The organism is Bacillus sp. ILBB4 (assembly GCF_035064545.1).
Taxonomy (GTDB): domain Bacteria; phylum Bacillota; class Bacilli; order Bacillales; family Bacillaceae_H; genus Priestia.
In genome coordinates this window covers 345,579-370,923 of the sequence record NZ_JAIQVD010000001.1, presented here as the reverse complement: position 1 = coordinate 370,923, position 25,345 = coordinate 345,579, and the positions used below count along the sequence as shown (strand labels likewise).

Sequence of the window (25,345 nt, the reverse complement as noted above, 5' to 3'; positions counted from 1 at the left end):
AATATAAAATTCCTGTACTTTGTAGGAGAAAAAAGTCTTTTTTGACTCATCGATAAGTTTATATAGACTCACTGACGGGTAAATTATCGTTAGAATTATCTAAAAATGCTTATTTTTCAGCTTTTTAAAAGTTGGCACGTTTTTTGCATATAAACTAATTGAAGAATTATTTAATATGAGAGGAAGATAAAAAATGAGTCAAACTTTTAGCAAAGTAGAAACAAATTTACCGGGAGAAAATGCAAAGCAATTATTAGATAGAAGACACCGTGCCATTCCGAAAGGTGTAAGTTATGGCATTCCGACATTTGCTGATACGGCTGAAGGGGCGATCGTTAAAGATGTCGATGGCAATACGTTTATAGATTTCGTAGGCGCAATTGGCACAATCAATGTAGGACACAGTCATCCAAAAGTAAAAGAAGCGCTTCACAAACAAGTAGACCGTTTTATTCACACAGGATTTAATGTAATGATGTATGAGTCATATGTAGAGCTTGCAGAAAGATTGGCAGCAATTGCACCTGGTGAATTTGACAAGAAAGTATTACTTTTAAATAGCGGAGCAGAAGCTGTAGAAAACGCAGTGAAAATTGCTCGTAAATATACAAAGCGTCAAGGAATTATTTCCTTTAACCGCGGTTTCCATGGTCGTACATTAATGACAATGACAATGACAAGTAAAGTAAAACCATATAAATATGAATTTGGACCGTTTGCTCCTGAAGTTTACAAAGCTCCATATCCTTATGAGTATCGTCGTCCACAAGGGTTATCAGTTGAAGCATACGAAGATTTCATGATTACAGAATTCAAAAACTTCTTAAATACAGAAGTAGCACCGGAAACGATTGCAGCTGTTGTAATGGAGCCGATTCAAGGTGAAGGTGGTTTCATTGTTCCAGGTAAACGTTTTGTGCAAGAAGTGTATCAATTATGTAAAGAGCACGGAATTTTATTTGTATCAGATGAAATTCAAGCAGGATTTGCACGTACAGGCCGCTACTTCGGTATTGAACATTTTGACGTTGAGCCTGATTTAATTACGGTATCAAAATCACTAGGAGCTGGCGTACCAATCAGCGGTGTCATTGGCCGTGCTGAAATCATGGATGAATCTAATCCTGGTGAGCTTGGCGGAACGTATTGTGGAAGTCCTCTTGGATGTGAAGCAGCCTTAGCTGTACTTGATATCATTGAAGAAGAAAAGCTAAACGAACGCGGTGAGTACCTTGGAAAAGTGGTAACATCACGATTTGAAAAACTAGCAGAAAAATATGACTGTATCGGTGATATTCGCGGATTAGGAGCGATGTCTGCGATTGAGCTTGTGAAAGACCGTGAAACAAAAGAAGCGGACAAAGAGCTTACACAGCGTATCGTAAAAGAAGCAAACAAACGTGGATTATTACTGCTTAGCGCAGGAGTATTTGGAAACGTTCTTCGTATCTTAATGCCGATTGTTATTACGGATGAGCAGCTAGAAGAAGGCTTAGCTATTTTTGAAGCAGCACTAGAAGCAAGCGTACAGCAGACTGTTGAAGTGTAAGAGAAATTGAGATATGAGTGAAGAGAGAGCTCTTCACTCATTCTTCATGAATTACAAAGAATGGGTATGTTTGGACACTCTATTTATAGATGTTTCATTTTCTGATAAAATAAAATAATAATTATTTTTTGACGAAAAGGTGATTCAAATGACCATTCATAAAAAGCATATTCAGCAAATTAACGACGAACTTTACGATATATTTGAGTCATCATTTGATGAAATCTTTGTAACTGATGCAAATGGGTATGTATTAGTTGTAAATTCAGAGTGTGAAAAAAATTATGCTTTGAAAGTGGAAGATTTTATTGGAAAGCACGTAAAAGAACTTCAGGAAATGGGGATCTTTTATCCTTCGGCCACGTTAAAGGTGATTGAATCTAATCAAGCAATTGAATTGGTTCAAAAAACAAACTCAGGCCGATATCTTCATGTGCGGACAAGGCCGGTATTTACCAATGAGGGGCAATTGAAAAGTGTTATTAGCTATTCTCGAGATCTCACAGACTTAATGGAATTAAAACGAAAAGTAGAAGAGATGGAAGAACAGCTTGAAAACTATAAAAAAGAGTTAAATGAATCCGTAGACTTAGAAGGCATTGTGACAAAAAGCGAAGCGATGAAAAAGGTTTTTTCAACCATTCAACGAGTTGCTTCTGTAAATACAACCGTTCTTTTACTTGGAGAAACAGGGGTAGGAAAAAGCAGAGTAGCAAAACTGCTTCACCAGCTTAGTACAAGAAAACAGCAGCCGTATCATGAGCTTAATTGTGCAGCGCTTCCTGAACAGCTTATTGAATCAGAGCTATTTGGCTATGAAGGCGGTACGTTCACTGGAGCATTTCGAGAAGGGAAAAAAGGTATCATTGAGCTTTCGAACGAAGGCACGCTTTTTCTAGATGAGATTGGTGAACTTTCTCTTTCAGCACAAAGTAAGTTGCTCCATGTACTGCAAGACCGTACAATTCGTCCCGTGGGTTCAACAAAAGCAGTATCAATAGATGTACGAATTATTGCTGCTACGAATCAAAATCTGGAGCAAATGGTGGAAGAAGGAAAGTTTAGACGTGATTTGTACTATCGACTGAACGTAGTGCCAATTACGATTCCACCTTTACGAGAGCGAAAAGAAGATATTCTGCCTCTTGTCTATCAATTTCTTCATCATTTTAATACGGTATACGAACGTAATGTACGCTTATCACCAAAGGCGTTAGATGCATTTTTAGGTCAGGAATGGAAAGGAAACGTTCGCGAAGTGGAAAATATCATTGAGCGCCTGGTTGTTACAGGAGAAGAAATGATTACGCTTAAAGACTTGCCGTTTGCAAAAGAGTTTGCTATCGATCCACCTGTTCATACGCTTCCTGAAATGATTGAACATGTGGAAAAAGAAATGGTCATCAAGGCGTTTGAACAGCATAGGTCATCTTACAAAGTAGCCGAACAGCTTGGTATTAGCCAATCACAAGCGAGTCGTAAAATCCGAAAATACGTGTCGGACAGCACCGAACAGTGAGTAGATAAATTTAAGCAGGGAGTGAAGAAATATGAAGCAAGCAAACTTATATATTAACGGAGAATTTGTTTCAACAAATGATACATACGAAGTGGTAAATCCAGCGACAAATGAAGTAGTAGCTGCCGTTGCAAAAGGCGGAGAAAAAGAAGCGAAGCTAGCAGCAGATGCTGCCTATGAAGCGTTTCAAACATGGTCTAAAAAAACAGCAGAAGAGCGCGGCAAACTATTATTTAAATGGCATCAGCTGATTGAAGAACACACGGATGAACTGGCTGAAATAATGACAGTCGAGCAAGGTAAGCCTCTTAAAGAAGCAAAAGGTGAAATTGGCTACGCCAACGGATTCGTGTCATGGTACGCAGAAGAAGGAAAACGAATTTACGGAGAAACAATTCCAGCTTCTTCTCCTAATAAACGTCTATTTGCTCACAAGCAGCCAGTGGGAGTTATGGCAGCTATTACGCCGTGGAACTTCCCGGCAGCAATGATTACACGTAAAGTAGCGCCAGCTTTAGCAGCTGGATGTACAGCGGTTATTAAGCCGGCAGAACAGACGCCATTGACGGCTCTTCGTCTAGCAGAACTGGCAGAAGAAGCAGGTATTCCAAAAGGCGTAATTAATGTAGTTACGGGAGATGCAAAAGCGATTGGAGAAGCGTGGCTTCAAGATGGACGTGTACGTAAACTATCGTTTACGGGTTCTACAGAAGTAGGTAAACTGTTAATGCGCGGAGCAGCTGATACGGTTAAAAAAGTGTCTTTAGAATTAGGCGGACACGCTCCGTTTATCGTAACAGCAAATGCTGATTTAGATAAAGCAGTAACAAATGCAATTGCTTCTAAATTCCGCAACGCTGGTCAAACATGCGTATGTACAAACCGCATCTACGTGCACGAGTCTATTGCTAAACCGTTCGCAGAGCAGTTTGCAGCGGCTGTTAGTCAGCTGAAAGTCGGAAACGGCTTAGAAGAAGGTACGGATATCGGACCTCTAATCGATGAAAAAGCGTTAGAAAAAGTAAAGCGCCACTTAGATGATGTTGTAGCAAAAGGTGGAAACGTCTTAACTGGAGGGGCTGTACGCGAAGAGGGAAGCGGACTGTTTGTTGAACCTACGGTTGTAGATGGTGCAACGGATGATATGCTTTGTATGTACGAGGAAACATTCGGGCCAATTGCTCCAATTGCGACGTATCAAACAGAAGAAGAAGTTATTCGCCGTGCAAATAACTCGCCTTACGGATTAGCAGCCTATGTGTTCACTGAAAATATTTCAGAAGCTATTCGTATTGCTGAAGCTTTAGAATATGGTATTGTAGGGCTAAATGATGGACTACCTTCTACACCCCAAGCGCCGTTTGGCGGCTTTAAAGAAAGTGGACTTGGACGTGAAGGCGGACATTACGGAATTGAAGAATATTTAGAAGTGAAATATATTTCTTTAGGCTTTTAACAAAAAGTGATTTCGCTTTCCTGCGAAATCACTTTTTTAGTAATAGTACACGTGGGGAATTTGTGCATGTACGGATTGGAAATTCATGAATAAAAAACAAAATTCTTCTAGAGTACAGCATTCGAGATCTTCGCAATCGTGAGAGTTAAAAAAATCTTCAAGTATAGTTGCCTCCACGTCTTTAAATAACCAGTGGTGTTCAACATCCTCAAAATTGCCGCGATAAACCTCACTTAACCCATAAAAGTCGAATATATCTTCCAGCTGCTTCTGTTGCATAGCCATCCCTCCTCTTCCTAGTATAAGAAAAAGAAAGAGATATTAAACAAGCTGTCATACTACTTTGTTTTTTTTATAAAATCTCGTATAGTTAATAGTAATGACAAGCAAAGGAGTTTCGGCATGTTTACATATATCACGTTATTTGGTTTTCTTGGATTCGCTGTGTATTCGAGTACGTGGATTTATTCAATTGTCAAAAAAGATGGAAGAGCAAAGAAAAATGGAAAGGGTACTCTTATTAGTTTTCTTGTGATGCTTATCGGGTTAGTCGGTCTGCAGTTTACGTAACCATAGATTATTTTGACATTTTTACCACCTTCACTTATAGTTAACTTTGGGCGAACATATGTATGATTTTGGTCACGGTGCTTGCCTTAAGTTGAAAAAGAAAGAAGGTGGCATATTTGAGATATCACACACATATTGCAACATCGATTGCTGCCGGTGCCGGTGTGGCTATAACAGGAGACGCTTCGTTTACATTTCCTTATGTTGTAGGCATTGCGATTGGAGCGCTGCTTCCTGATATTGATGAACCAAATTCATATATTGGTAGAAGATCTCTTGGTCTCGCAAAAGTCATTAAATCTATTTTTGGTCACCGAGGTATTACGCATTCTATTCTTGCAAGCGGACTTATTTTTTATTTACATACGATGTATAACAACGATTTTACATTAGGAATAGCCTATGGATACGCTTTTCATATTCTTGGAGATTTCTTTTCTAAACGAGGGGTACCTTTTTTCTCTCCTCTTAGCAAGAAGAAGTTTAAGCCTCCTTTAACATATGAAACAGGTAGCGGAGCAGAGACTCTCATCTTTTACCTGGCAGTGATAGGAAGTTTTTATATGCTTTATAAGTATCAGCTGTACACCCAGCTGTTTTAAAGGAAGAAGAGGCTGGGACAAAAGTATGTTAGCCAAGGTGAATGACGAACTATTGATCAAAATGTTTGATTGGTGGTTCGTTTTTTATTGGAATGGTGAACGTAGGTCTCATCTGTTTAGTTGCTTCTAGCGGTTGATTGGAGGGCAAGGCGAAGACTCCTGCGGGAAAAGCGGCCTAGAAGAGACCCGGCAGGAGCCTAGCGACGAGGAGGCTTATCGGCCGCCCGCGGAAAGCGAAGCCTTGTAAGGATATCAACAGCGGTGTAAAAGGCCATTTATACTAGAGCATTTATCTAATTTGCTCGTCTTTAAATGGAAGTGATTTAGTTATGTCTCAACCTCTCTTTTAGGCTTCCACTACGTAAAGTTCAGTCGTTTTCATAGGAAGGGTAATGGTAATACTTGTGCCGTCATTTTTTTCACTGGATACATGAAAAAAACCATTATGTTCATTAATAATTTTGTTGCAAATTGTTAGTCCCAGGCCTATTCCTCGTTCTTTTGTTGTATAAAAAGGCTCTCCTATATGAGGGATACGCTTTGAATCAATTCCACATCCATTGTCTTTTATCACAATGCACAGCGTTTCTCTAGCTGATTTTTCAATCGATACCGCCAGCTTGCCGCCGCTTTCCATCGAATCAATAGCGTTTTGTATAATATGAATAAATACTTGGGTTAGCTGTGTTTTTTGCCCACTAACGAGCAGAGGATGTTCTTTTGGATAGTGACGAAAGATGCGGATGTTTTTGACTCCAGTAACCGGTTCAAATTGCTTTAATACCTCATCTAACAAGTCGGTAATAACAAGGTTGTCTGTATATACGTACTCTTGTTTAGCTAAACTCATAAACTCTGTGATGATATGTTCAATTTGTGAAAGTTCATGCTGAATGAGATCTCGATAAATCATTGTTTTTTTCGGCTGCTGTGTCTCACTGAACAGTTGTACAAACCCTTTAATGGTTGTCAAAGGATTTCTAACCTCGTGTGCGATACTTGCAGCAAGGTGACCAATGACAGAAAGTTTTTCTGAATTTCGGATCTTTTTCTCTGCTTGTCTTTTTTCTGTTACGTCTCGTGAGACAAATACAAACCCTTCGATTTCTCCAGTGGATGTAATAATTGGAGCGCCTTTACATTCTAATAAAACGATGGTGCCGTTCACGTGAAACTTTCGGTATTCAAATGTGGAGGCATCTTTTGTTTTGCTCATGTTAGCTAAAGTAGTCGAGATTATGTGTTTGTCTTCGGGATACGCATTGATAAGCACATGTTGTCCAATAAGCTCATCAGGATAAACGCCTAACGTTTTAGCGTAAGAAGGAGAAGCGTATTCATAAATGCCATCTTCAGTAATAGCACATACTAAATCATGGGTATGAGATAAAATAGCCTGATGCTTTGGTTCATTGTCATCCGTAATGATTCGATCTTTTAATGGATAAAAAGGCTGATCTTCTTGGTTGGCGAAGGTGTGCCGAACTTGAGTGCCGCACATTCTGCAAAAATTATAATCTTCCTTATAGTTACAAGAAGGACAAACGGGCATCGAATCACTCCAATCAGATCTATGCAATGAGAGAGTTCCCAAGCATATATAATCATTATTATATATTCAAATTATAGGAAAAAATATGAAAAATCAAATGTGCTATAGAGAGGGGAATTGGGCTTGAAAACCCTATAAAGAGATTTCAAATACATGTTTTTAGTTGTAAATAGATAAGAAATGGAATTTTTTACACATTTAAAAAATTCAGCACATCAAATAAGAGGCTTGATTTACCTCTTATTTGATGTGCTGATAATGCTCCAGCGCTCGCTCTCTAGCTGCTTTATGATCGACAATTGGAGCCGGATATGTTTTATTAAGTGTAACGTTTGCTTTTTCTAATACGTCTGCTGGGGCCTCCCAAGGTTTATGAATATAAGAAGAAGGAATATCTTTAAGCTCTGGAAGCCACTTTTTAATATATTCTCCTTCTTTATCAAATTTTTCTGATTGAGTAATTGGATTAAAAATACGAAAATATGGCGCGGCGTCTGCTCCCGAGCCTGCAACCCACTGCCACCCCATTGTATTATTAGCTAAATCTGCGTCTACTAAGGTATCAAAAAACCAATTTGCTCCGTGTTTCCAATGAATTAAAAGGTGCTTTACTAAAAAGGAAGCAGCTACCATTCGAACTCGATTGTGCATAAAACCTGTTTCCCACAGCTCCCGCATTCCGGCATCGACAAGGGGATAGCCGGTTTTTCCATTTTTCCAAGCTTGAAGCTCTTCATTGCCGTCAGCCCACTGAAATTGCTTGAATTTTTCATTAAGCGGTTCAGTTGTAGTGTGCGGGAAATGATAAAGCAGCTGATAAGCAAAATCTCTCCATATAAGTTGACGAATAAACATTTCAGCTTGCTGTTCAAAAGCATCAGAACCTACTTTTTCAGCTTTAGTTCTCAAATAATGATAAAGGACTCGAGCTGAAAGCTGTCCTGTAGCCAAATAAGGAGATAGAAATGAATTTAATGCTTCAGCAGGAAAATCTCGTCCTTTTTCATAATGAAGCAGCTTATTCTTTAAAAACGTTTTGAAGACATCAATAGCGCCTTTTTCCGTAGCTTCCCACGTCGACTTAATCGTTTCATCCCACGGTATGCTTGGAAGCAAATCGAGATCTGAGACTGAAAGAGATTCAACCGGTTTAGAGGAGGCCTGTATGGAAGTAACTTTTTTTACAGCAGAAGATACTGAATGTTTTTGAGAAGCTTTATAGTAAGCTGTAAACACTTTATAAGGATCCCCATTTTCTTTTGTGATTTTCCAAGGTTCATGAAGGAGAAACCCCTCAAATGTGCGAATATTTATTTGTTGCTCTGAAAAAAAAGCTTGAAGCTCTTTATCTCTTTTTAGCGCATGTGGTTCATAGCGGCTATTCCAATAAATATCTTGTGCATTCGTTTCATGGAGTAATTTTTGTAACACATCTTTATGGTTTCCTTTTTGTACAATCAGCGTTCCTTCTATTTTTTTGATCGAGGTTTTAAAGTCATTCAGCGCATGGTGAAGCCACCATTTACTTGCACTTCCCATTGAGCTTTCTTCATAGTCGTCATGGATATAAACAGGTACAACCATTCCTTCTTTAGCTGCGTGAAATAGAGCTGGGTTATCAACTAGCCGGAAATCTTTTCGAATCCATACGATAATCGTTTTATTCATCATGTGCCACCTTTCTATCTGCAATTTGCCTCGATTATAGCTTTTTTCTTATACGTTCTACAATTTTGAATGTGTAGAAGGCCTATTTTCTTATGGACGAATTTCAGATTGATGGTAAAAAGAATAACGTAAACAGAGTAAGAGAATGGGAAGGAGCCCTTAAAAATGAGAAATTCGTATGGAATGAAACAAACCGGACAACCGATATCCAATCCATATATGCAAGCAGCACCTAAACCTGCTAAAATGCCGCCGATGCCTTCTGCAAAAGAAATGCAGGCAATGCCGATGCAAGAAGGCGCAAATCAAATGCCAATACACGGAGAAATGCCGCCGATGAAAGATGCAATGCCGTCGATGCATGGAGGAATGAATCAAATGCCAATGTACGGAGAGCTACCGCCAGCGCATGAAGAAATGGGTCAAATGCCGATGCACGGAGGAATGCCGCCAATGCATGGAGGAATGGGTCAAATGCCGATGAAAGATGGAATGCCGATGCATGGAGGAATGGGTCAAATGCCGATGCAAGACGGAATGCCGATGCATGGAGGAATGGGTCAAATGCCGATGCAAGGAGGAATGCCGCCAATGCACGGAGGAATGGGCCAAATGCCGATGCAAGGAGGAATGCCGTCAATGCACGGAGGAATGGGCCAAATGCCGATGCAAGGAGGAATGCCGCCAATGCACGGAGGAATGGGCCAAATGCCGATGCAAGGAGGAATGCCGCCAATGCACGGAGGAATGGGCCAAATGCCGATGCAAGGAGGAATGGGCCAAATGCCGATGCAAGGAGGAATGCCGCCAATGCACGGAGGAATGGGTCAAATGCCGATGCATGATTGCGGATGCCGCGATTTCTCAGCACCCGTTGGTCATCAGCAGCCTCATTCTTTAAATGATTGGATGTTCATGCAACAAACAAATCCACGCTCTTTTTAATAAACCCTTTACCCTAGATAAAAGGGATGTATTTTTGAATCTTTAGTATAAATATAGAATTTTATTAATTGAAACGTCATGAGAAAAAGAATAGTTCTTACTCTTTTTCCATGACATTCAATTTTTTGAAAATATTAATCACATCTTTTGGGTGTTTTCTTACATAAGAGAGTTTGGTAGAGTTTTTTAAGTATAAATACAGGGAAAAGAAGGCAAAAGCTCTATATTAAAGGGGAAAGGGTGTTTTTAGAATGATATTAGAAGTCACAGCTGCAACCTTACATGATGCTAAAGTTGCCCAGGAACATGGTGCCGATCGTATAAGCCTTGTAACTGGAATCGGTGAAGGCGGCTTAACCCCAAGCTACGGTTTGATGAAAAAAGTGAAAGAAACGATACATATCCCAATATTTGTGATGATTCGTCCACATAATCAATCTTTTCAGTATGATGAAGATGATTTGCAAACAATGATTGAAGATATTCACTATGCAAGAGAAATTGGCATTGACGGAATTGAAATAGGCTGTTTAACAGAAGACAAAATTATTAATGAGCAAGCTTTAAAGCGACTGCTGGATGCGGCAGGAGAAATGAATGTAACGTTCCACTTAGCATTTGATGAAATCAGTGATCAAGAAAAGGCACTTGAAACGCTTGTAAGCTATAAGCAAATTCAGCGTGTCATGACTTCAGGAGCGGATAAAAGTGCGCTAAACGGTATTCCTCATATTAAAAAACTGTTAAGAAGAATAAAAGATAAAGATATTATTTTAATCGGGACAAAAGGGCTGAAACCTGAAAATCTTCAAGCGTTCTTATCCGTTACTCCCGTGAAAGAAATTCGTATTGGTTCAGGGGTTCGAGTGAATTGTCAATATACGAAACCGCTTGACCCAAGGAGTGTAAAAGCTGCAAAAGAAACGATGAATAAGCAAAAGTAACAGAAGTGCTACAAGGAATTGTAGCACTTTTTTATTTGGAAATAGAAAGGGACTTATTACATAGTTTTCCCTAAATGGAAAACATCATAAAACCCTTTGAATCCTTGATACATAAGAGAAAGGCTGCGTTTTCCCGACTTTAGAGTGAAATAGGAATAATTTCATATTTTCAGAATAATCATTGACAGTGATAATCATTATCATTTATTGTTGTAATTGTTAATGAAAATCATTATCAATTGAACAAACAGGAGGATATGATATGTCAACGTCAACGAAACAACTTACATCAAACGAAATGCTGCTTGCTATGCAAAATGAACGTGAATCCAATGCAAGGTCTTATCCTAGACGCCTTCCTATTGCAATTAAACAAGCAAAAGGCGCCGTGATCACGGATATGGATGGAAAAGAGTATATTGATTGTTTAGCAGGAGCCGGCACACTTGCTCTTGGTCATAACCATTACGTAGTCCATGAAGCAATACAAGACGTTTTAGCAAAATCTATTCCTTTACATACATTAGATTTAACAACGCCTGTGAAAGAAGCTTTTATCGATGAAGTATTTGCTAGTTTACCAGAAGGATTTGCAAACAAAGCGAAAATACAGTTTTGCGGTCCAACTGGAGGAGACGCAATTGAAGCGGCTTTGAAGCTTGTAAAAACAGCAACAGGCAACCGCACGATTTTATCTTTTCAAGGGGGATATCACGGCTCCACGCACGGAACGTTAAGCATTAGCGGTACAACGAGTCCCAAAAAGCACATTCATGCGCTAGTGCCCGATACACATTTTCTACCTTATCCATATGAATACCGCTGCCCGTTTGGCGTAGGTGCTGAAGGTCACACTTACATTAGTACATACATTGAAAATATGCTGGATGATCCTGAAAGCGGAATTGTTACTCCGGCGGGTGTTGTAGTAGAAATTGTACAAGGAGAAGGAGGCTCTGTTCCGGCGCCGATTCCATGGTTAAAAGAGCTTCGCAGAATCACAAAAGAACGAAACATTCCGCTTATTGTAGATGAAGTTCAAACTGGAATTGGACGAACAGGAAAGCTGTATGCATTCGAACACGCTGATATCGAACCGGATGTATTAGTACTATCTAAAGCAATTGGAGGAAGCCTTCCTTTATCCGTTGTTCTATATGATAAAAAGCTTGATCAATGGGAAGCAGGTGCACACATCGGTACATTTAGAGGAAATCAGCTTGCGATGGCTACAGGACGAGCTACTTTGCAATTTATAAAACAAGAAAACTTACCTGCACATGCTCATGAATTAGGAGCTTATATTCAGAATCAGCTAAAACATATTCAAAAGCAAGTATTCTCAATTGGTGATGTACGCGGAAGAGGTTTGATGCTAGGCGTTGAAATCATAGACGCAACAAAGCCGGCTAATAAAATCGGCAGTCATCCTGCAAACGGTGAGTTAGCTAAGCTGATTCAAAAAGAATGTTTCGACAGAGGCGTCATTTTAGAAGTGGGTGGAAGACATGGTGCTGTTATTCGTCTGCTTCCTCCATTAATTTTAACGAAACAACAAACCGATGAAGTGTTAACAAGATTTGAAGAAGCGATAAAAGCAGCAGAAGAGAAGTGGGTGAATAAATAAAATGGCGCCGTTTGAAAAGTGGTTTTTATCATCATCCAAAGAAAGCCTCGAGAATTATGAAGCGATGATAGGCGGAATGACAGAGATGATTAAACGTCACTACCATGAACTAAAATCCCCTTATACTCATATAGACGTTGACGAACTATCGAACTTAGTCAATCGTTCGGTCTATTTTAGCGAACACGAACAGCCGCTAGAAGATCTGTTTGATGACGTACAAGCCGTAGTGCTGGATCATTCGCTTCATATTTCGCATCCCGGGGCAATGGCACACTTGCATTGTCCTCCGATTATACCGGCCCTTGCTGCGGAAGTGATGATTTCTGCTTTGAATCAATCTATGGACTCGTGGGATCAAAGTCCGGCTGCCACGTATATAGAAGATCAAGTGATTGATGAGTTAACAAAACAAATTGGTTATCCAAGCTCTTCTTCGGGCGTTTTTACAAGCGGAGGGACTCAGTCGAATTATATGGGACTTCTGCTTGCTCGTAATGAATATTGTCATGCTGCATTTTCAATTGATGTTAGTGAAGAAGGTTTACCGCTCCAAGCTAAAAAACTGCGGATTTTCTGCTCCGAAAAAGCCCACTTTACGGTGCGGCAATCTGCAGCTCAGCTTGGATTGGGCATGAATGCAGTGGTGAGTGTAAAGTGCAATGAAAGGCACGAGATGGATATAGAAAATTTAGAAGAAGCGATACGGGAAGTCAAAGCCCAGGGAAACCTTCCTTTTGCTGTTGTAGCAACGGCAGGCACGACAGATTTTGGAAGCGTAGACCCTCTTTTTGAAATAAGTGAGCTAGCTAAAAAAGAAGGGCTTTGGCTTCATGCCGATGCCGCTTATGGAGGAGCGCTGCTATTTTCACATAAATATCGTGAACGCTTAAAAGCTCTTGAACGAGCAGATTCTATTACGATGGATTTTCATAAGTGGTTTTACCAGCCGGTGAGCTGCGGGGCATTTTTACTGAAGAATTCAGCTATGTTTAAACACATTCAGCTTCATGCAGATTATTTAAATCCTGAAGAAGATGAGCACGTACATTTGGTAGATCGCAGCATTCAAACGACCAAACGATTTGACGCCTTGAAGCTATGGCTGACTTTCCGTGCAGTAGGTACAAATGAGTATGGAAAGATGGTTGACCAAACGATTGAAACGGCTAAGCAGACAGCTGAACATTTGCGAAAGCAAAGGAATATTACGGTGTTAAATGATCCTTATATGAACGCGGTTGTATTTCGCTATGTGCCAGATACTTTATATGTTGATTGTCAAAAACAGCAGCATTATGAAAATGAATTGAATCAGCTTATTCAGCAGCACTTATATGAAAAAGGCACGTTTATCATGGCAAAAACAAAGCATAAAGAGCAAGCTTATTTAAAGCTAACGATGTTAAATCCCATGATTACAGTTGATACTGTTGCCACTCAGTTGGAGGAAGTCGTGGCTTTAGGAAAAGAGTTGGAGAAAAAGGAGGAGCGATTACGTGAACGCTCAGTTATCGGCTAATTTTATTACGATGCAAAATATTATTAATTGCTATATTCGAGAAACAGGTAAGGGAGTATGGCAGTCCATTACAGAAATAAAAAGCGAAGAAACGCTCGTTCTTAGGCTAGAAAAACAGCCGGTAACTCTTTACTTTCCAGTAAAGTACCGTTCAGCTACCGGACGTCACTTGTTCTTTCCGGTCTTTTATTATCGCATTCAGAAAGAGGAGCTCAAGGAGTTAGATGTCGTCACTCTTTTGGCCTTTCTTTTAAAAGAAGTAACAGATCATTTACTACAGGTAAATGAGCTAATTGTACGTGTGCTATTAAGCTATGAAAATATGAAATTGTTCATTGAAAAAAGACAGAAAGAGTTAGAAACGTGCTATAAATGGGACAAAACGTTCTTAGAATCTGAGCAGTCATTGCTTATTGGCCACCAGCTGCATCCTACACCTAAAAGCCGTCAAGGGATATTACCTGAAGAAGAAGAGGTGTTTGGGCCTGAAGTTAACGGCAAATTTCAGCTTCATTATTTTAAAGCACATAAATCTCTTGTTGCAGAACAGTCTGCCGGGAGTCAAACCGCTTCACAGCTTATTAAAGAGCAGCTGAAAAAAGATAACAAGGTTTCTGAAGAATTCATACAGTCGCATTGCCAAGCGGACGATTATTCACTTATACCTATGCATCCGCTGCAAGCTCGTTATCTTTTAGGAAAAGAAGAAGTGTGTGAATGGATTCAAAAAGGCAGGCTTGCTTATCTAGGGCCACACGGTCACCCGTTTTATCCGACTTCGTCTGTTAGAACCGTATACAGTGAAGATGCAGATGTGATGTACAAATTTTCTATTCCGGTGAAGATTACGAATTCACTGAGAGTGAATAAACGCAAAGAATTAAGCAGAGGGGTAGAAGTTAGCCGTTTATTGCAAGAAGGATTGCAGGCGGAGCTTCAAGAAAACTATCCGGCTTTTCAAGTGATTGAAGACCCTGCTTACATCACGCTTGGAAAAAAAGAGCTTGGGTTTGAAGTCATGATTCGAAGCAATCCTTTTCAAGGTGAGCATGGGGACCGTACAACACTCTTAGCAAGTTTGTGTCAAGATCATGTGTTTGGGAAAGCTTCTCAAATTGAAAATATTATTAATTACATTGCTGCAAGTGAAAATAGCACAAATGAAGACATAAGCAAGCACTGGTTTAAACGCTATTTAGATGTCTCATTTCATCCTATGATGTGGCTTTACACTCAAAAAGGAATTGCGCTGGAAGCTCATCAGCAAAATTCCGTTATTAAACTTGATGAAAACGGATATCCATCGGTGTTTTACTACCGTGACAACCAAGGCTATTACTTTATGAAATCAAAGGAACAAGAGCTTCGCAAGCTGCTTCCTTCCTTAAACGGAGAAAGCGATACGGTATGTGATGACGCTGTAGCAGAAGAAAGATTTCGTTATTACGTATTTTTTAATCATATTTTAGGATTAGTTAACGCTTTTGGTGCAGCTGGCCTTGTTCAAGAGTCAGATCTGCTATTGATCCTGCGACAAGAGATAGAGATGTACAAAGAAAAAGATCATACGGGGCTTGTTTCATCGATGTTAGAAGAGAAAGTGCTTCCTTGCAAAGCTAATTTTTTAACGCGCGTTCATGATATGGATGAGCTGGTAGGCTCTCTTGAAACGCAGTCTGTTTATGTAAATGTTGAAAATCCTCTGTACGAATCTTCAGGTGTACGGTTATGAAATCGGCATTACAAAAGCAGTATCCATTTATGATTCAGCAAAAGGAGCAGAGCATCACCTTTCGCTCTGTTTCTTTTGCAAAAGATTTCGAACGGCTGTACAAGTGGATGCATGAACCGCATGTTATTCCGTATTGGAATTTAAATATTTCAAAACAGGCGTATGAACAGCATTTAAAAACATTTCTAGCTGATTCCCATCAAAAACTGCTAATTGGAGAAATTGACGGTGTACCTATGAGCTATTGGGAATCTTATACGGTTGACGGCGATATTATCAGTAACTATTACCCTTATGAAAAAGGAGATCAAGGGATTCATTTATTAATTGGAGAACCTGCTTTTTTAGGAAAAGGCCATATTTATCCGCTCCTTCTTAGTTTACTAAAGCACAAGTTCCAGGTAGCAGATACTGCTAAAGTAATAGCGGAACCAGATATACGAAATAAAAAGATGATTGCAGTATTTAAAAAATGCGGGTTTCAATTTATGAAAGTAGTGTCGCTGCCTGATAAAACAGGCGTACTGCTGAAATGTGAAAGAACAGTATTTGAAAGAAGGTGGAGTGAATGGAACAACGGGACATTTTAGACGTAATTGGAGTAGGAGTTGGTCCATTTAATTTAGGATTAGCAGCTTTAATTGATAAAACAGATTGTACATATAAATGTTTTGAACAAAAAAAGGAGTTTAATTGGCATCCAGGAATGCTTTTAGAAGGGACAACTCTTCAAGTTCCGTTTATGGCAGACGTGGTCACGATGGTGGATCCGAAGAGTCCGTACACGTTCTTAAATTATCTGCATGAGCATGAGCGCTTGTATCAGTTTTATTTCTTTGAGAAGTTTCACATTCCGAGAAATGAATACAATCATTATTGCCGCTGGGTAGCGAGCCAGCTGAGTGGGCTTGAATTTAACAGCACAGTAAAAGAAGTAAAAATGCATGAAGACGCTAAACCTTTTTATGAAGTAACGATTGAAAAAGAAGGAAAGCTTCATACCTATTACAGCTATCATCTTGTAACCGGAGTAGGTACACAGCCCGTAGTGCCAAGAGACTTTCAATCAGTAGCCAGCGATACGTTCTATCACTCCGCTCAGTACAAAATGAATCGTGAACAAACGCTGAAGGCTAAAAGTATTACCGTAATTGGCTCAGGTCAAAGCGCAGCTGAAATTGTCTATGATTTACTTCAACAGCAGCCTCAGTTTGACTATAAGCTGAATTGGTATACGCGCTCAAAAGGGTTTTATCCGATGGAATATTCAAAGCTTGGCCTTGAACATTTTTCGCCGGATTATACTCACTATTTTTACAGATTGCCCCAAGAGAAAAAAGAGAGCGTTTTACGAAATCAAGCTCTTTTATACAAAGGAATAAGCTTTGAAACGATCGGTGATATTTATGATTTGATTTACGAACGAACAATTGGAGGAAAAGAAGTGCCGCTAACGATGCGAGCGCTTACGGAACTTGCAGGCGTTGAAAAGACAAACGATACACATCTTCTTACTCTTCACCAATACGAGCAGGACTCGTTTGAAAAAGAAGAAAGTGAAATTGTCATTATGGCCACGGGCTATCATGCAAAAGAGCCTGCTTTTATGGAAGGTTTAAAAGAACATTTGCTGTTTGATGAAAAAGGACAGCTGAAAATCAACGAACTCTATCAAGTTGAGATGAAGAAAAAAGGCGCCCCGCTATTTGTTCAAAACGGAGAGCTTCATACACACGGGGTTGGAGCACCAGACTTAGGTTTAGGCGCTTATCGCAATGCTGTTTTGATTAATCAAATTGCAGGTGAAAACGTGTACAAAATATATAAAAATACTGTTTTCCAAAAGTTTGGATTTTAAGAAATGATTTCTCCGCGCTTTGTTTTTATCTGTTTGTTTATGACCATGACGTCGGAAGTGTTATTATCACCATTTTATCCGCAGTATTTTACAAATGCTTTCCATGTAGATGGAGTCGCAATGACGTCTTTTTTTATTATTTGCTGCCGAATTGTGGTCATTGTTATGACTCCTTTATGGGGAATGCTGCTTAAGAAGTGGAAAGTACAACATATAATCGTAGCGTCACTTCTAATGACAGCCTTAATTAAAGTCATTCTGAGCGAAGTTTCTACTTTTTATGGATTTTTAGCCATTTCGTTAGTATTACTTGTGTTTCAAAGCAGTTTATATCTTTTGTACCCATATTTAGTAGGCGGCATGAAAAATGGACAGAAAAAGGCAAGTGCTGCAACAACCTATGTATTTATTGTTCATACGGCTATTATTGTCGCTAGCTTGTTTGGAAGTACGATTATTGCATGGGAAATGCCGCTTAAAGTATATCAGTACTTTGCTTTAGCTGATATGGTACTGGCCGTATGGCTCATAACAAGAAAAGCTTCATCTTTAAAAAAAGAAAAAACACCAGCATACATTCAAAGTATAAACGAGCCTATTTTTTTCTATTTGCTGGCTATTTTCTTTTTTCACCTTGGACACAATGTCATTCGCCCTTATTTTACATTGTTTACAAGTGACACATATGACATGAACAGTCAAGGCAGCGCTTTGTTATATGTAATGCCGAGCATTATGGCGATCGTCTTAAAGCTTACGGTACCTACAAAGCTATTTAATGGCAAAGTTATACCGCTTTTTTATGGCGTAACGGGTGCTAGTGCTTTACTGCTATGTTTGCAAGCATATGCCGATCATCTCAGCATATTTATTATAAGTCGAATTTTATATGGAGCCGGGTTTTATCTCAGCATGGTTATACTTGATATCTATTTATTTCAAAAAAGCAAAGAAGGAGCTGCTTACTATTACAGCTGGCTTATTGCTGTTCAAAATATTGCCCTGCTGATTGCCCCGCTTTTAGCACTAGAAATCAGCAAAGTAAATTTAGCGCTTCCGTTAGCAGCTGGTGGTGCTGCTTTGCTAGCTGCTAGCGCTGTAATGCCGCTGCGTAATAAAACAATCCCTATTCTAAGACAAGTAAAGGAGAATGAAGGATGAAAATCAAAGAAACGAATCTTTCCGTATTTAATAAGCAATCATGGGAAAAAGCAAATCGCCAGCTTTTAGCTAAAATGCTGCAGGAATTCATGTATGAAAATATTATTGAGCCAAAACAGCTGCAAAAGCAGGGTGCGCTTGCCACGTATCGATGGGAAGACCACGGGGGCGTTACGTATACATATCAAGCGAAACAGCGATTGTTTGACAGTTTTTCTGTACTGCCAGAAAGTATTAAGCTGACATCTAAAGCGTCAACCCCTACATTTTCGGAGGCCTTGCAGCTGTTAATTAGCTTATCTGAAGACAAAGGAATGTCTAGCTCAACCGCAGGTCACTTAGCAAAAGAATATTTTCATACATTAATAGCAGACGTGCATTTGCAAAATCGAAAATCAGCTGATGAATTAGCAGGTATGGATTATGCGGAGCTAGAAGGTGAAATGACGGGACATCCTTGGATTACATACAACAAAGGGCGCATCGGATTTGGCTATGATGATTATCTGCGGTTTGCACCTGAGCAAAAACAAAAAATTAAGCTTTCATGGATTGCTGTTGCGAAGCAAATTGCTTCGTTTCATTCATTAGATACCCTCGGCTTCGATGATGTCATGGAGCAGGAGTTAAGCGGTAAGACGCTAGCTGAATTTGAAAAAGAATTAACAAGCCAAGACCTTTTAGCAGCGGACTATTACTATATTCCCGTCCATGAATGGCAGTGGATGAACGTGATTGTTCCTTTATTCGCTGAATACATTGCAAATGATTTAATTGTTCCGTTAGGAGAAGGTGAAGATCAATATTTTCCTCAGCAGTCGATTCGTACATTTGTGAATACAACAAATCGAGATAAATATCATGTGAAGCTTCCCATGAGTATATTGAATACGCTTGTGTACAGAGGCCTTCCAAGTGAGCGGACGGTAATTGCTCCTCAAGTAACTCAGCATATTAAAGGCATACGAGATCGCGATGCGTTTTTAAAAGATACGTGCAGAGTAGGACTTTTAGGTGAAGTGGCTACGTTAAACGTAACTCAGCCCACGTTTGCTTCTATTAAAAACGCGCCTTATCAGTATTTAGAAATGCTGGGAGTCGTTTGGCGTGAAAGCATCTATCAAGAGTTAGAAGAAGGAGAGCATGCGATTACGCTAGCTGCGCTTTTACATGTTGACAGTAAAGGGAAAGCTTTAGTTTCATCTTATATAGAAAAGTCGGGTTTAACTCCTGTCGAGTGGATTGATGCGTTAACCAGCGCTGTATTGCCGCCGCTTCTTCATTACTTATATCAATACGGTACTGTATTTTCCCCGCACGGTCAAAACACGGTACTGGTGCTTAAAAACAACAAGCCCGTTCGAATTATTATGAAAGATTTTGTAGACGACGTGAATATTAGCGATCAGCCGTTTGAAGAACTGCAGCAGCTATCTTTTGAACTGAAAGAAGTGTTGCGCAGCGAAGAGCCGGAAGGACTGACGCAGTTTATTTTAACAGGGTTATTTGTTTGTCACTTCCGCTATTTAGCGACTATTTTAGAAGAGCATGAAGGCGTAGAAGAAGCGGAATTTTGGAAAAGTGTACGAGCAGAAATTTTACATTATCAAGCATCATTTCCACATTTGAAAAAACGATTTGAATTGTTTGATTTATTACGTCCAACCATTACGAAATTAACGTTAAATCGAAATCGAATGTTTGATTACGGATACGAAGATGACGGAGATCGTCCTCACGCAAGCGAATATGGAAAGGTACGAAATGCCTTGCATGAAGTTAGTGAAAAAGCTGTGCAATAATAAGGAAAAGCCGCTGGTGTTGTGCTAGCGGCTTTTTTATGTTTAATTCAAAAGCAGCAAGAGAATTGGATGAGCTACAGCACTTTAGGAAACACTCATTTTAGGTATGTGTAGAACGTAAAGGTGAGTGAATGAACGATTTGATGGGAGTAGATGTTAGAACAACAAGTACACAAGCTGAAGCAAACGTTTCGGCTTTCTTTTGTCAAAGCCTTATTTCAATGTCGCATCGCTGCAAGGATAATGGTACAATTGTCTGTATATTTAAAAAAAGAGAGGGAATTACATGAAATCGCATATTCAAAAACATTTAACTTCATATAAAGAGAAATATAAAAATCGCGGTCGGCTGCTAATTAGCTGTCCGGACAAACCGGGTATTGTAGCCGCTGTGTCTACGTTTTTACATGAGCACGGTGCAAATATTGTAGAATCAAGTCAACATTCAACGAACCATGAAGGGGGTATGTTTTTTATCCGTTTCGAATTTGAATGTGAGGATTTATTAGCTAAAGAAGTAAAGCTAGAAGAAAGCTTCAAAAAAATTGCCGATACGTTTTCAATGAACTGGCAGTTTACATATGCTCATAATTTGAAAAAAACAGCTATTTTTGTGTCAAAGGAGCCTCATTGTCTACTAGAGCTGCTGTGGGCATGGGAAAGCGGAGATTTGATGACAGACATCGCTGTCGTTGTGAGCAATCACGAAGATGCGCGCGAAGTGGTTGAATCATTCGGTATACCGTTTAAGCATATACCGGCGACAAAAGACATTCGCCAAGAAGCAGAAGCCAAACAGCTGCAGGTATTAAAAGATTATAATATTGACGTAATTATCTTGGCGCGTTATATGCAAATTTTAACGCCGACTTTTGTGGCTGAAAATCCATATCGTATCATTAATATTCACCATTCATTCTTACCGGCATTCATCGGAGCACGCCCCTATGAACGCGCATATCAGCGAGGTGTAAAATTAATTGGTGCTACGTCTCACTATGTAACGGACGACTTGGATGAAGGACCAATTATTGAACAGGATATTGAACGCGTGAACCACCGTGATGATGCGGATGACTTAAAGAAAAAAGGCCGCTTAATTGAACGTACGGTGCTCGCACGTGCTGTAAAATGGCATTTAGAAGACCGCATTTTAGTGCATGAAAACCGCACAATTGTATTTAATTAACAAAGACTAAGCTATTAAAAAAGTAGTTTAGCCGAAGGAAGATCCGAACGATGAATCGAAATTCTTGAGAGAGAATGAAATTCGTTCGGATTTTTTTATGGTGATAGTAAACGTAGATTTCATCTATTTAGTTGCTTCTAGCGGTTGATTGGAGGGCAAGGCGAAGACTCCTGCGGGAAAAGCGGAATCGGTGAGACTCCGCAGGAGCGCAAGCGACGAGGAGGCTCATCGGCCGCCAGCCTTGCACGGAGATCAACCGCGGTGTCATAAGCGATTCATACGCGATCATTTAATTGATTTTGTTAGGTCTCATCCTCGTTTTTTTCGGGGAAATCGTGTATCTAAATGATAAAAAACTTTTCTACATGAGCTGAGATTTAGTTGTTTACTTAGCTCGTGAACACTTATACAATAGAAAAGGACTTTTTAATAAAGGAAGTGTCGGAAGTGAAACAATATCTTGAACTTTGCGAGCATGTGTTAGCAAATGGAACAAAAAAAGAAGATCGGACAGGAACAGGTACAATTAGCACATTTGGCTATCAAATGCGTTTTAATTTACAAGAAGGTTTCCCGGTATTAACGACAAAAAAACTTCATTTGAAATCAATTATTCATGAACTGCTTTGGTTTTTACAAGGAGATACGAACGTTAAGTATTTACAAGATAACGGCGTGCGCATTTGGAATGAATGGGCGGATGAAAACGGGGAGCTTGGCCCTGTGTATGGCCATCAGTGGCGTTCATGGCCAACGCCGGACGGAGAAAAAATTGATCAAATTACAAATGTTATCAATCAGATTAAAAACAACCCTGATTCTCGCCGCTTAATGGTAAGCGCCTGGAATGTGTCTGATGTAGACAATATGGCTTTACCGCCGTGTCACTGCTTATTTCAGTTTTATGTAGCGGACGGCAAATTGTCTTGTCAATTGTATCAGCGCTCAGCTGATATTTTCCTAGGCGTACCGTTTAATATTGCTTCATATGCGCTGCTTACAATGATGGTGGCACAAGTGTGTGATTTAGAGCCAGGTGATTTTGTTCATACGTTTGGCGATGCGCATATTTACAGCAATCACATTGAACAAGTAAACCTGCAGTTAACGCGTGAGCCTCATGCTTTGCCAAAAATGAAAATCAATCCAGACGTAAAATCAATTTTTGACTTTAAATTTGAAGACTTTGAGCTAGTAGACTATAATGCGCATCCTCACATCAAAGGAGCTGTGAGCGTATGATTTCCCTCATTGTCGCAATGGATCAAAACAGGCTGATCGGTAAAGAAAATGATTTGCCATGGCGCCTTCCGGAAGATTTAAAGTATTTCAAGCGCATCACAACGAGTCATACCATTGTAATGGGAAGAAAAACATTTGAATCAATTGGACGACCGCTCCCTAATCGCGAAAATGTGGTTCTTACGCGTCAAAAAGATTATCAACAAGAAGGAGCAACCGTTATTCATTCAGTTGAGGAATTAGAAGCATTAGATGCTGAAAAAGAAGACGAGCTCTTCGTGATTGGCGGAGCTACTCTGTATGAGCAAACATTAGACGTTGCAAACAGACTTTATATTACGCATATTAAAGAATCCTTTGAAGGAGATACACATTTTCCTGCGATTGATTTGAGCGAATGGAAAGTTATTTCGAAGCAGCAAGGAATTAAAGATGAAAAAAATCCCTACACGTATTATTTTACGGTATACGAGCGAAGCTAATTTCTCTTACTTAATAAAAAAATGCGAGTCTGGGATAAAAGTATTTTAGTTGATGAAAGATCCGAACTATGAATCGTTCGGATCTTTTCTTTGTGATGATGAACCTAGGTTTCATGTATTCCATTTGTTCGTCTTTAGATTGATTTCGTTATGTTTCAATCTCTTTTTATATTGATTTTAATTGCTTCATCATTTCGTGAAAAGCCGCTGGGCTCACAAACTGTTCAGTGCTCCAGTTAGCTTCAATCCATTGAATCAGCTCGCTTGGTGTATTAAAAACTTCTCCGCTCGTATCTGCTTTGCGAAGCATGTATCTACCGTTTTCTTCATCTGCAACTATTTCGCACGGAACGGCACTTTCATGACTTTGAAGCGAAAACTCCATTTATTCCACAACCTTTCTTAATTTATACCTGTTATCGCATCAGCTGCATGTAGAAAATATGGGCAATTTTGTAAGTCTATTTAGCTTTTGCTAAACATATGTAAAGTATGTGGACAGTAAAATAGTTGGAAAAGTTTTTTTAGTTATTATTAATGAAAAATAATGATTTTTCTAAATTTTTTGTGATATAATGTACAAATTAATAATGGTAGAAGAGGAAGGAAGTTGGTTATGAAACAACAAGTAGATAATCGAACAAAACACGTACATTTAGAGGACATCATGATTGCAAATCAATTGATTAAAGATGTTGTTGTGCATACACCACTACAGCGTAATGACGTTTTGTCTGAACGATATGAATGTAATATCTATTTAAAACGTGAGGATTTACAGGTGGTGCGCTCATTTAAAATTCGCGGTGCGTACAATCGAATCAAAAAGTTATCCCCAGAAGAATTACAAAATGGAATTGCCTGTGCAAGTGCAGGAAACCACGCACAAGGTGTAGCATATGCGTGCCGTCATTTAAATATCGATGGTAAAATCTTTATGCCGAGCACAACGCCGCGCCAAAAAATTAATCAAGTGAAATTTTTAGGCAAAGATAACGTAAAGGTCGTACTAATCGGAGATACGTTTGATGATTCTTATGAACAAGCTATTGCATGCAGTGAAGAGGAACATCGTACATTTATTCACCCATTTAATGATGTAGACGTTATTGCAGGGCAGGGTACAGTAGCCGTTGAAATGTTCAATGACTGTGAAGATGAAATTGACTACGTATTTGCGGGTATCGGCGGGGGCGGATTAATTTCCGGTGTCGGCACATACGTAAAAAGCATCTCGCCTCAAACAGCTGTAATTGGGGTAGAACCAGCAGGCGCGCCTGGCATGCAGACATCTTTAGCAAATGGAAATGTAGTGACGCTACCGGCAATCGATCCATTTGTAGACGGAGCAGCTGTTAAAACAGTCGGAACGCTTCCGTATGACATCAGTAAAGAGCTTGTGGACGATATTGTAGTTGTTCCTGAAGGCAAGGTTTGCACAACCATTTTATCTCTATACAATGAAAATGCGATTGTAGCAGAACCAGCAGGAGCTCTTTCGATTGCTGCTCTTGACTCATACCGTGAGCAAATTAAAGGAAAAACGGTTGTTTGCGTCATCAGCGGAGGAAACAATGACATTGGACGTATGCAAGAAATCAAAGAACGTTCGATGATTTATGAAGGATTACAGCATTATTTTATCGTTAATTTCCCTCAGCGCGCAGGAGCTCTTCGTGAATTTCTAGACGAAGTGCTTGGACCGACAGACGATATTTCGCGCTTTGAGTATACGAAAAAGAATAACAAAGACAGCGGACCAGCACTTGTTGGAATCGAGCTCAAGCATAAAGAAGATTATTATCCACTGATTAATCGTATGGATAAAAAAGGATTCCCTTACACAGAAATTAATAAAGAAAGCAACTTGTTTCACTTATTTATTTAAATAGAAGGTCATTTTAAAAAGGAATGCTTCATCAACT

The 25,345-nt window shown here is 39.5% G+C and carries 24 protein-coding genes; 20 read left to right on the top strand and 4 right to left on the bottom strand.

All coding sequences use genetic code 11. The features are described 5' to 3' along the window. Positions 1-193 precede the first annotated feature (193 nt). The 3 genes from gabT (at position 194) to LAV82_RS02085 (ending at position 4,524) form a co-directional block, all read left to right on the top strand. Complete coding sequence (gene gabT, locus LAV82_RS02095; protein ID WP_328127042.1) at positions 194-1,549, top strand: 4-aminobutyrate--2-oxoglutarate transaminase; 1,356 nt, start codon at positions 194-196, stop codon at positions 1,547-1,549. A 148-nt stretch (positions 1,550-1,697) separates the two neighbouring features. Further along, on the top strand, positions 1,698-3,068 hold the full coding sequence (locus LAV82_RS02090) for a sigma-54 interaction domain-containing protein (protein WP_098288261.1): 1,371 nt from the start codon (positions 1,698-1,700) through the stop codon (positions 3,066-3,068). A 31-nt stretch (positions 3,069-3,099) separates the two neighbouring features. Continuing rightward, positions 3,100-4,524 (top strand): NAD-dependent succinate-semialdehyde dehydrogenase, encoded by a 1,425-nt coding sequence (locus tag LAV82_RS02085; RefSeq protein WP_029320676.1) that lies wholly within the window; start codon positions 3,100-3,102, stop codon positions 4,522-4,524. A gap of 36 nt (positions 4,525-4,560) precedes the next feature. Here the strand turns inward: LAV82_RS02085 and LAV82_RS02080 are convergent, their stop codons facing one another. Beyond that, the gene (locus LAV82_RS02080; protein WP_029320678.1) at positions 4,561-4,803 is read right to left on the bottom strand and encodes a hypothetical protein; all 243 of its coding nucleotides are present in this window, start codon (positions 4,801-4,803) and stop codon (positions 4,561-4,563) included. Positions 4,804-4,926: 123 nt separating this feature from the next. Here LAV82_RS02080 and LAV82_RS02075 point away from each other — a divergent pair, with 123 nt between their 5' ends. After that, complete coding sequence (locus LAV82_RS02075; protein WP_013058761.1) at positions 4,927-5,094, top strand: hypothetical protein; 168 nt, start codon at positions 4,927-4,929, stop codon at positions 5,092-5,094. A gap of 116 nt (positions 5,095-5,210) precedes the next feature. After that, complete coding sequence (locus tag LAV82_RS02070; protein WP_013058760.1) at positions 5,211-5,696, top strand: metal-dependent hydrolase; 486 nt, start codon at positions 5,211-5,213, stop codon at positions 5,694-5,696. 346 nt (positions 5,697-6,042) lie between these two features. Here the strand turns inward: LAV82_RS02070 and LAV82_RS02065 are convergent, their stop codons facing one another. Together LAV82_RS02065 and LAV82_RS02060 are read right to left on the bottom strand one after the other, a co-directional pair. Next, positions 6,043-7,275, bottom strand: a complete 1,233-nt coding sequence (locus LAV82_RS02065; RefSeq protein ID WP_223268972.1) for an ATP-binding protein — start codon at positions 7,273-7,275, stop codon at positions 6,043-6,045. 213 nt (positions 7,276-7,488) lie between these two features. Further along, positions 7,489-8,916, bottom strand: coding sequence for a cryptochrome/photolyase family protein (locus LAV82_RS02060; RefSeq protein WP_499715581.1), 1,428 nt, complete (start codon positions 8,914-8,916; stop codon positions 7,489-7,491). Positions 8,917-9,081: 165 nt separating this feature from the next. Between LAV82_RS02060 and LAV82_RS02055 the strand changes: the two genes are divergently transcribed. The 14 genes from LAV82_RS02055 (at position 9,082) to LAV82_RS01990 (ending at position 23,420) form a co-directional block, all read left to right on the top strand. Next, positions 9,082-9,861, top strand: a complete 780-nt coding sequence (locus tag LAV82_RS02055; RefSeq protein WP_499715580.1) for a hypothetical protein — start codon at positions 9,082-9,084, stop codon at positions 9,859-9,861. Positions 9,862-10,112: 251 nt separating this feature from the next. Next, positions 10,113-10,805 (top strand): copper homeostasis protein CutC, encoded by a 693-nt coding sequence (locus LAV82_RS02050; RefSeq protein ID WP_499715578.1) that lies wholly within the window; start codon positions 10,113-10,115, stop codon positions 10,803-10,805. A gap of 262 nt (positions 10,806-11,067) precedes the next feature. Then, positions 11,068-12,432: an aspartate aminotransferase family protein gene (locus LAV82_RS02045; protein ID WP_499715576.1), complete on the top strand. Its 1,365-nt coding sequence runs from the start codon at positions 11,068-11,070 to the stop codon at positions 12,430-12,432. A 1-nt stretch (position 12,433) separates the two neighbouring features. Further along, positions 12,434-13,954, top strand: a complete 1,521-nt coding sequence (locus LAV82_RS02040; RefSeq protein WP_499715574.1) for a pyridoxal phosphate-dependent decarboxylase family protein — start codon at positions 12,434-12,436, stop codon at positions 13,952-13,954. Continuing rightward, entirely contained in the window at positions 13,932-15,686 is a 1,755-nt protein-coding gene (locus LAV82_RS02035) for an IucA/IucC family protein (protein ID WP_499715573.1), read from the top strand. The genes LAV82_RS02040 and LAV82_RS02035 overlap by 23 nt, the downstream gene beginning before the upstream one ends. Continuing rightward, complete coding sequence (locus LAV82_RS02030) at positions 15,683-16,276, top strand: GNAT family N-acetyltransferase (protein ID WP_499715572.1); 594 nt, start codon at positions 15,683-15,685, stop codon at positions 16,274-16,276. Before LAV82_RS02035 ends, LAV82_RS02030 begins: the two co-directional genes overlap by 4 nt. Beyond that, complete coding sequence (locus LAV82_RS02025) at positions 16,255-17,544, top strand: lysine N(6)-hydroxylase/L-ornithine N(5)-oxygenase family protein (protein ID WP_013058751.1); 1,290 nt, start codon at positions 16,255-16,257, stop codon at positions 17,542-17,544. The genes LAV82_RS02030 and LAV82_RS02025 overlap by 22 nt, the downstream gene beginning before the upstream one ends. A gap of 3 nt (positions 17,545-17,547) precedes the next feature. Continuing rightward, the gene (locus LAV82_RS02020; RefSeq protein ID WP_499715571.1) at positions 17,548-18,705 is read left to right on the top strand and encodes an MFS transporter; all 1,158 of its coding nucleotides are present in this window, start codon (positions 17,548-17,550) and stop codon (positions 18,703-18,705) included. Beyond that, complete coding sequence (locus LAV82_RS02015; RefSeq protein ID WP_499715569.1) at positions 18,702-20,507, top strand: IucA/IucC family protein; 1,806 nt, start codon at positions 18,702-18,704, stop codon at positions 20,505-20,507. Before LAV82_RS02020 ends, LAV82_RS02015 begins: the two co-directional genes overlap by 4 nt. 131 nt (positions 20,508-20,638) lie before the next feature. Continuing rightward, positions 20,639-20,797 carry a hypothetical protein gene (locus LAV82_RS02010; protein ID WP_013058748.1) on the top strand — a complete coding sequence of 53 codons (159 nt, stop codon included), beginning with the start codon at positions 20,639-20,641 and terminating at the stop codon, positions 20,795-20,797. Then, positions 20,794-21,696 carry a formyltetrahydrofolate deformylase gene (gene purU / locus LAV82_RS02005; RefSeq protein ID WP_025750221.1) on the top strand — a complete coding sequence of 301 codons (903 nt, stop codon included), beginning with the start codon at positions 20,794-20,796 and terminating at the stop codon, positions 21,694-21,696. The genes LAV82_RS02010 and purU overlap by 4 nt, the downstream gene beginning before the upstream one ends. A 144-nt stretch (positions 21,697-21,840) precedes the next feature. Beyond that, a complete protein-coding gene (locus tag LAV82_RS02000) occupies positions 21,841-21,966 on the top strand; it encodes a hypothetical protein (protein ID WP_255255982.1) in 126 nt (41 codons plus the stop codon). Positions 21,967-22,143: 177 nt separating this feature from the next. Further along, positions 22,144-22,938 (top strand): thymidylate synthase, encoded by a 795-nt coding sequence (locus LAV82_RS01995; protein ID WP_013058746.1) that lies wholly within the window; start codon positions 22,144-22,146, stop codon positions 22,936-22,938. Next, positions 22,935-23,420 carry a dihydrofolate reductase gene (locus LAV82_RS01990; protein ID WP_211077431.1) on the top strand — a complete coding sequence of 162 codons (486 nt, stop codon included), beginning with the start codon at positions 22,935-22,937 and terminating at the stop codon, positions 23,418-23,420. The genes LAV82_RS01995 and LAV82_RS01990 overlap by 4 nt, the downstream gene beginning before the upstream one ends. Before the next feature lie 166 nt (positions 23,421-23,586). On the opposite strand, the gene LAV82_RS01985 is transcribed toward LAV82_RS01990, so the two are convergent. Next, positions 23,587-23,805 carry a hypothetical protein gene (locus LAV82_RS01985; protein ID WP_029323955.1) on the bottom strand — a complete coding sequence of 73 codons (219 nt, stop codon included), beginning with the start codon at positions 23,803-23,805 and terminating at the stop codon, positions 23,587-23,589. Between the two features lie 231 nt (positions 23,806-24,036). Between LAV82_RS01985 and ilvA the strand changes: the two genes are divergently transcribed. Beyond that, positions 24,037-25,308, top strand: coding sequence for a threonine ammonia-lyase IlvA (gene ilvA, locus LAV82_RS01980; RefSeq protein ID WP_211077432.1), 1,272 nt, complete (start codon positions 24,037-24,039; stop codon positions 25,306-25,308). The last annotated feature ends 37 nt before the right edge of the window (positions 25,309-25,345 follow it).

Excerpts from the sequence above, each read along its gene's own strand:
- gabT (WP_328127042.1), top strand. The coding sequence starts at position 194 with ATGAGTCAAACTTTTAGCAAAGTAGAAACAAATTTACCGGGAGAAAAT.
- LAV82_RS02090 (WP_098288261.1), top strand. The coding sequence starts at position 1,698 with ATGACCATTCATAAAAAGCATATTCAGCAAATTAACGACGAACTTTAC.
- LAV82_RS02085 (WP_029320676.1), top strand. The coding sequence starts at position 3,100 with ATGAAGCAAGCAAACTTATATATTAACGGAGAATTTGTTTCAACAAAT.
- LAV82_RS02080 (WP_029320678.1), bottom strand. The coding sequence starts at position 4,803 with ATGCAACAGAAGCAGCTGGAAGATATATTCGACTTTTATGGGTTAAGT.
- LAV82_RS02075 (WP_013058761.1), top strand. The coding sequence starts at position 4,927 with ATGTTTACATATATCACGTTATTTGGTTTTCTTGGATTCGCTGTGTAT.
- LAV82_RS02060 (WP_499715581.1), bottom strand. The coding sequence starts at position 8,916 with ATGAATAAAACGATTATCGTATGGATTCGAAAAGATTTCCGGCTAGTT.
- LAV82_RS02055 (WP_499715580.1), top strand. The coding sequence starts at position 9,082 with ATGAGAAATTCGTATGGAATGAAACAAACCGGACAACCGATATCCAAT.
- LAV82_RS02050 (WP_499715578.1), top strand. The coding sequence starts at position 10,113 with ATGATATTAGAAGTCACAGCTGCAACCTTACATGATGCTAAAGTTGCC.
- LAV82_RS02045 (WP_499715576.1), top strand. The coding sequence starts at position 11,068 with ATGTCAACGTCAACGAAACAACTTACATCAAACGAAATGCTGCTTGCT.
- LAV82_RS02040 (WP_499715574.1), top strand. The coding sequence starts at position 12,434 with ATGGCGCCGTTTGAAAAGTGGTTTTTATCATCATCCAAAGAAAGCCTC.
- LAV82_RS02030 (WP_499715572.1), top strand. The coding sequence starts at position 15,683 with ATGAAATCGGCATTACAAAAGCAGTATCCATTTATGATTCAGCAAAAG.
- LAV82_RS02025 (WP_013058751.1), top strand. The coding sequence starts at position 16,255 with ATGGAACAACGGGACATTTTAGACGTAATTGGAGTAGGAGTTGGTCCA.
- LAV82_RS02020 (WP_499715571.1), top strand. The coding sequence starts at position 17,548 with ATGATTTCTCCGCGCTTTGTTTTTATCTGTTTGTTTATGACCATGACG.
- LAV82_RS02015 (WP_499715569.1), top strand. The coding sequence starts at position 18,702 with ATGAAAATCAAAGAAACGAATCTTTCCGTATTTAATAAGCAATCATGG.
- LAV82_RS02010 (WP_013058748.1), top strand. The coding sequence starts at position 20,639 with ATGAACGATTTGATGGGAGTAGATGTTAGAACAACAAGTACACAAGCT.
- purU (WP_025750221.1), top strand. The coding sequence starts at position 20,794 with ATGAAATCGCATATTCAAAAACATTTAACTTCATATAAAGAGAAATAT.
- LAV82_RS01990 (WP_211077431.1), top strand. The coding sequence starts at position 22,935 with ATGATTTCCCTCATTGTCGCAATGGATCAAAACAGGCTGATCGGTAAA.
- LAV82_RS01985 (WP_029323955.1), bottom strand. The coding sequence starts at position 23,805 with ATGGAGTTTTCGCTTCAAAGTCATGAAAGTGCCGTTCCGTGCGAAATA.
- ilvA (WP_211077432.1), top strand. The coding sequence starts at position 24,037 with ATGAAACAACAAGTAGATAATCGAACAAAACACGTACATTTAGAGGAC.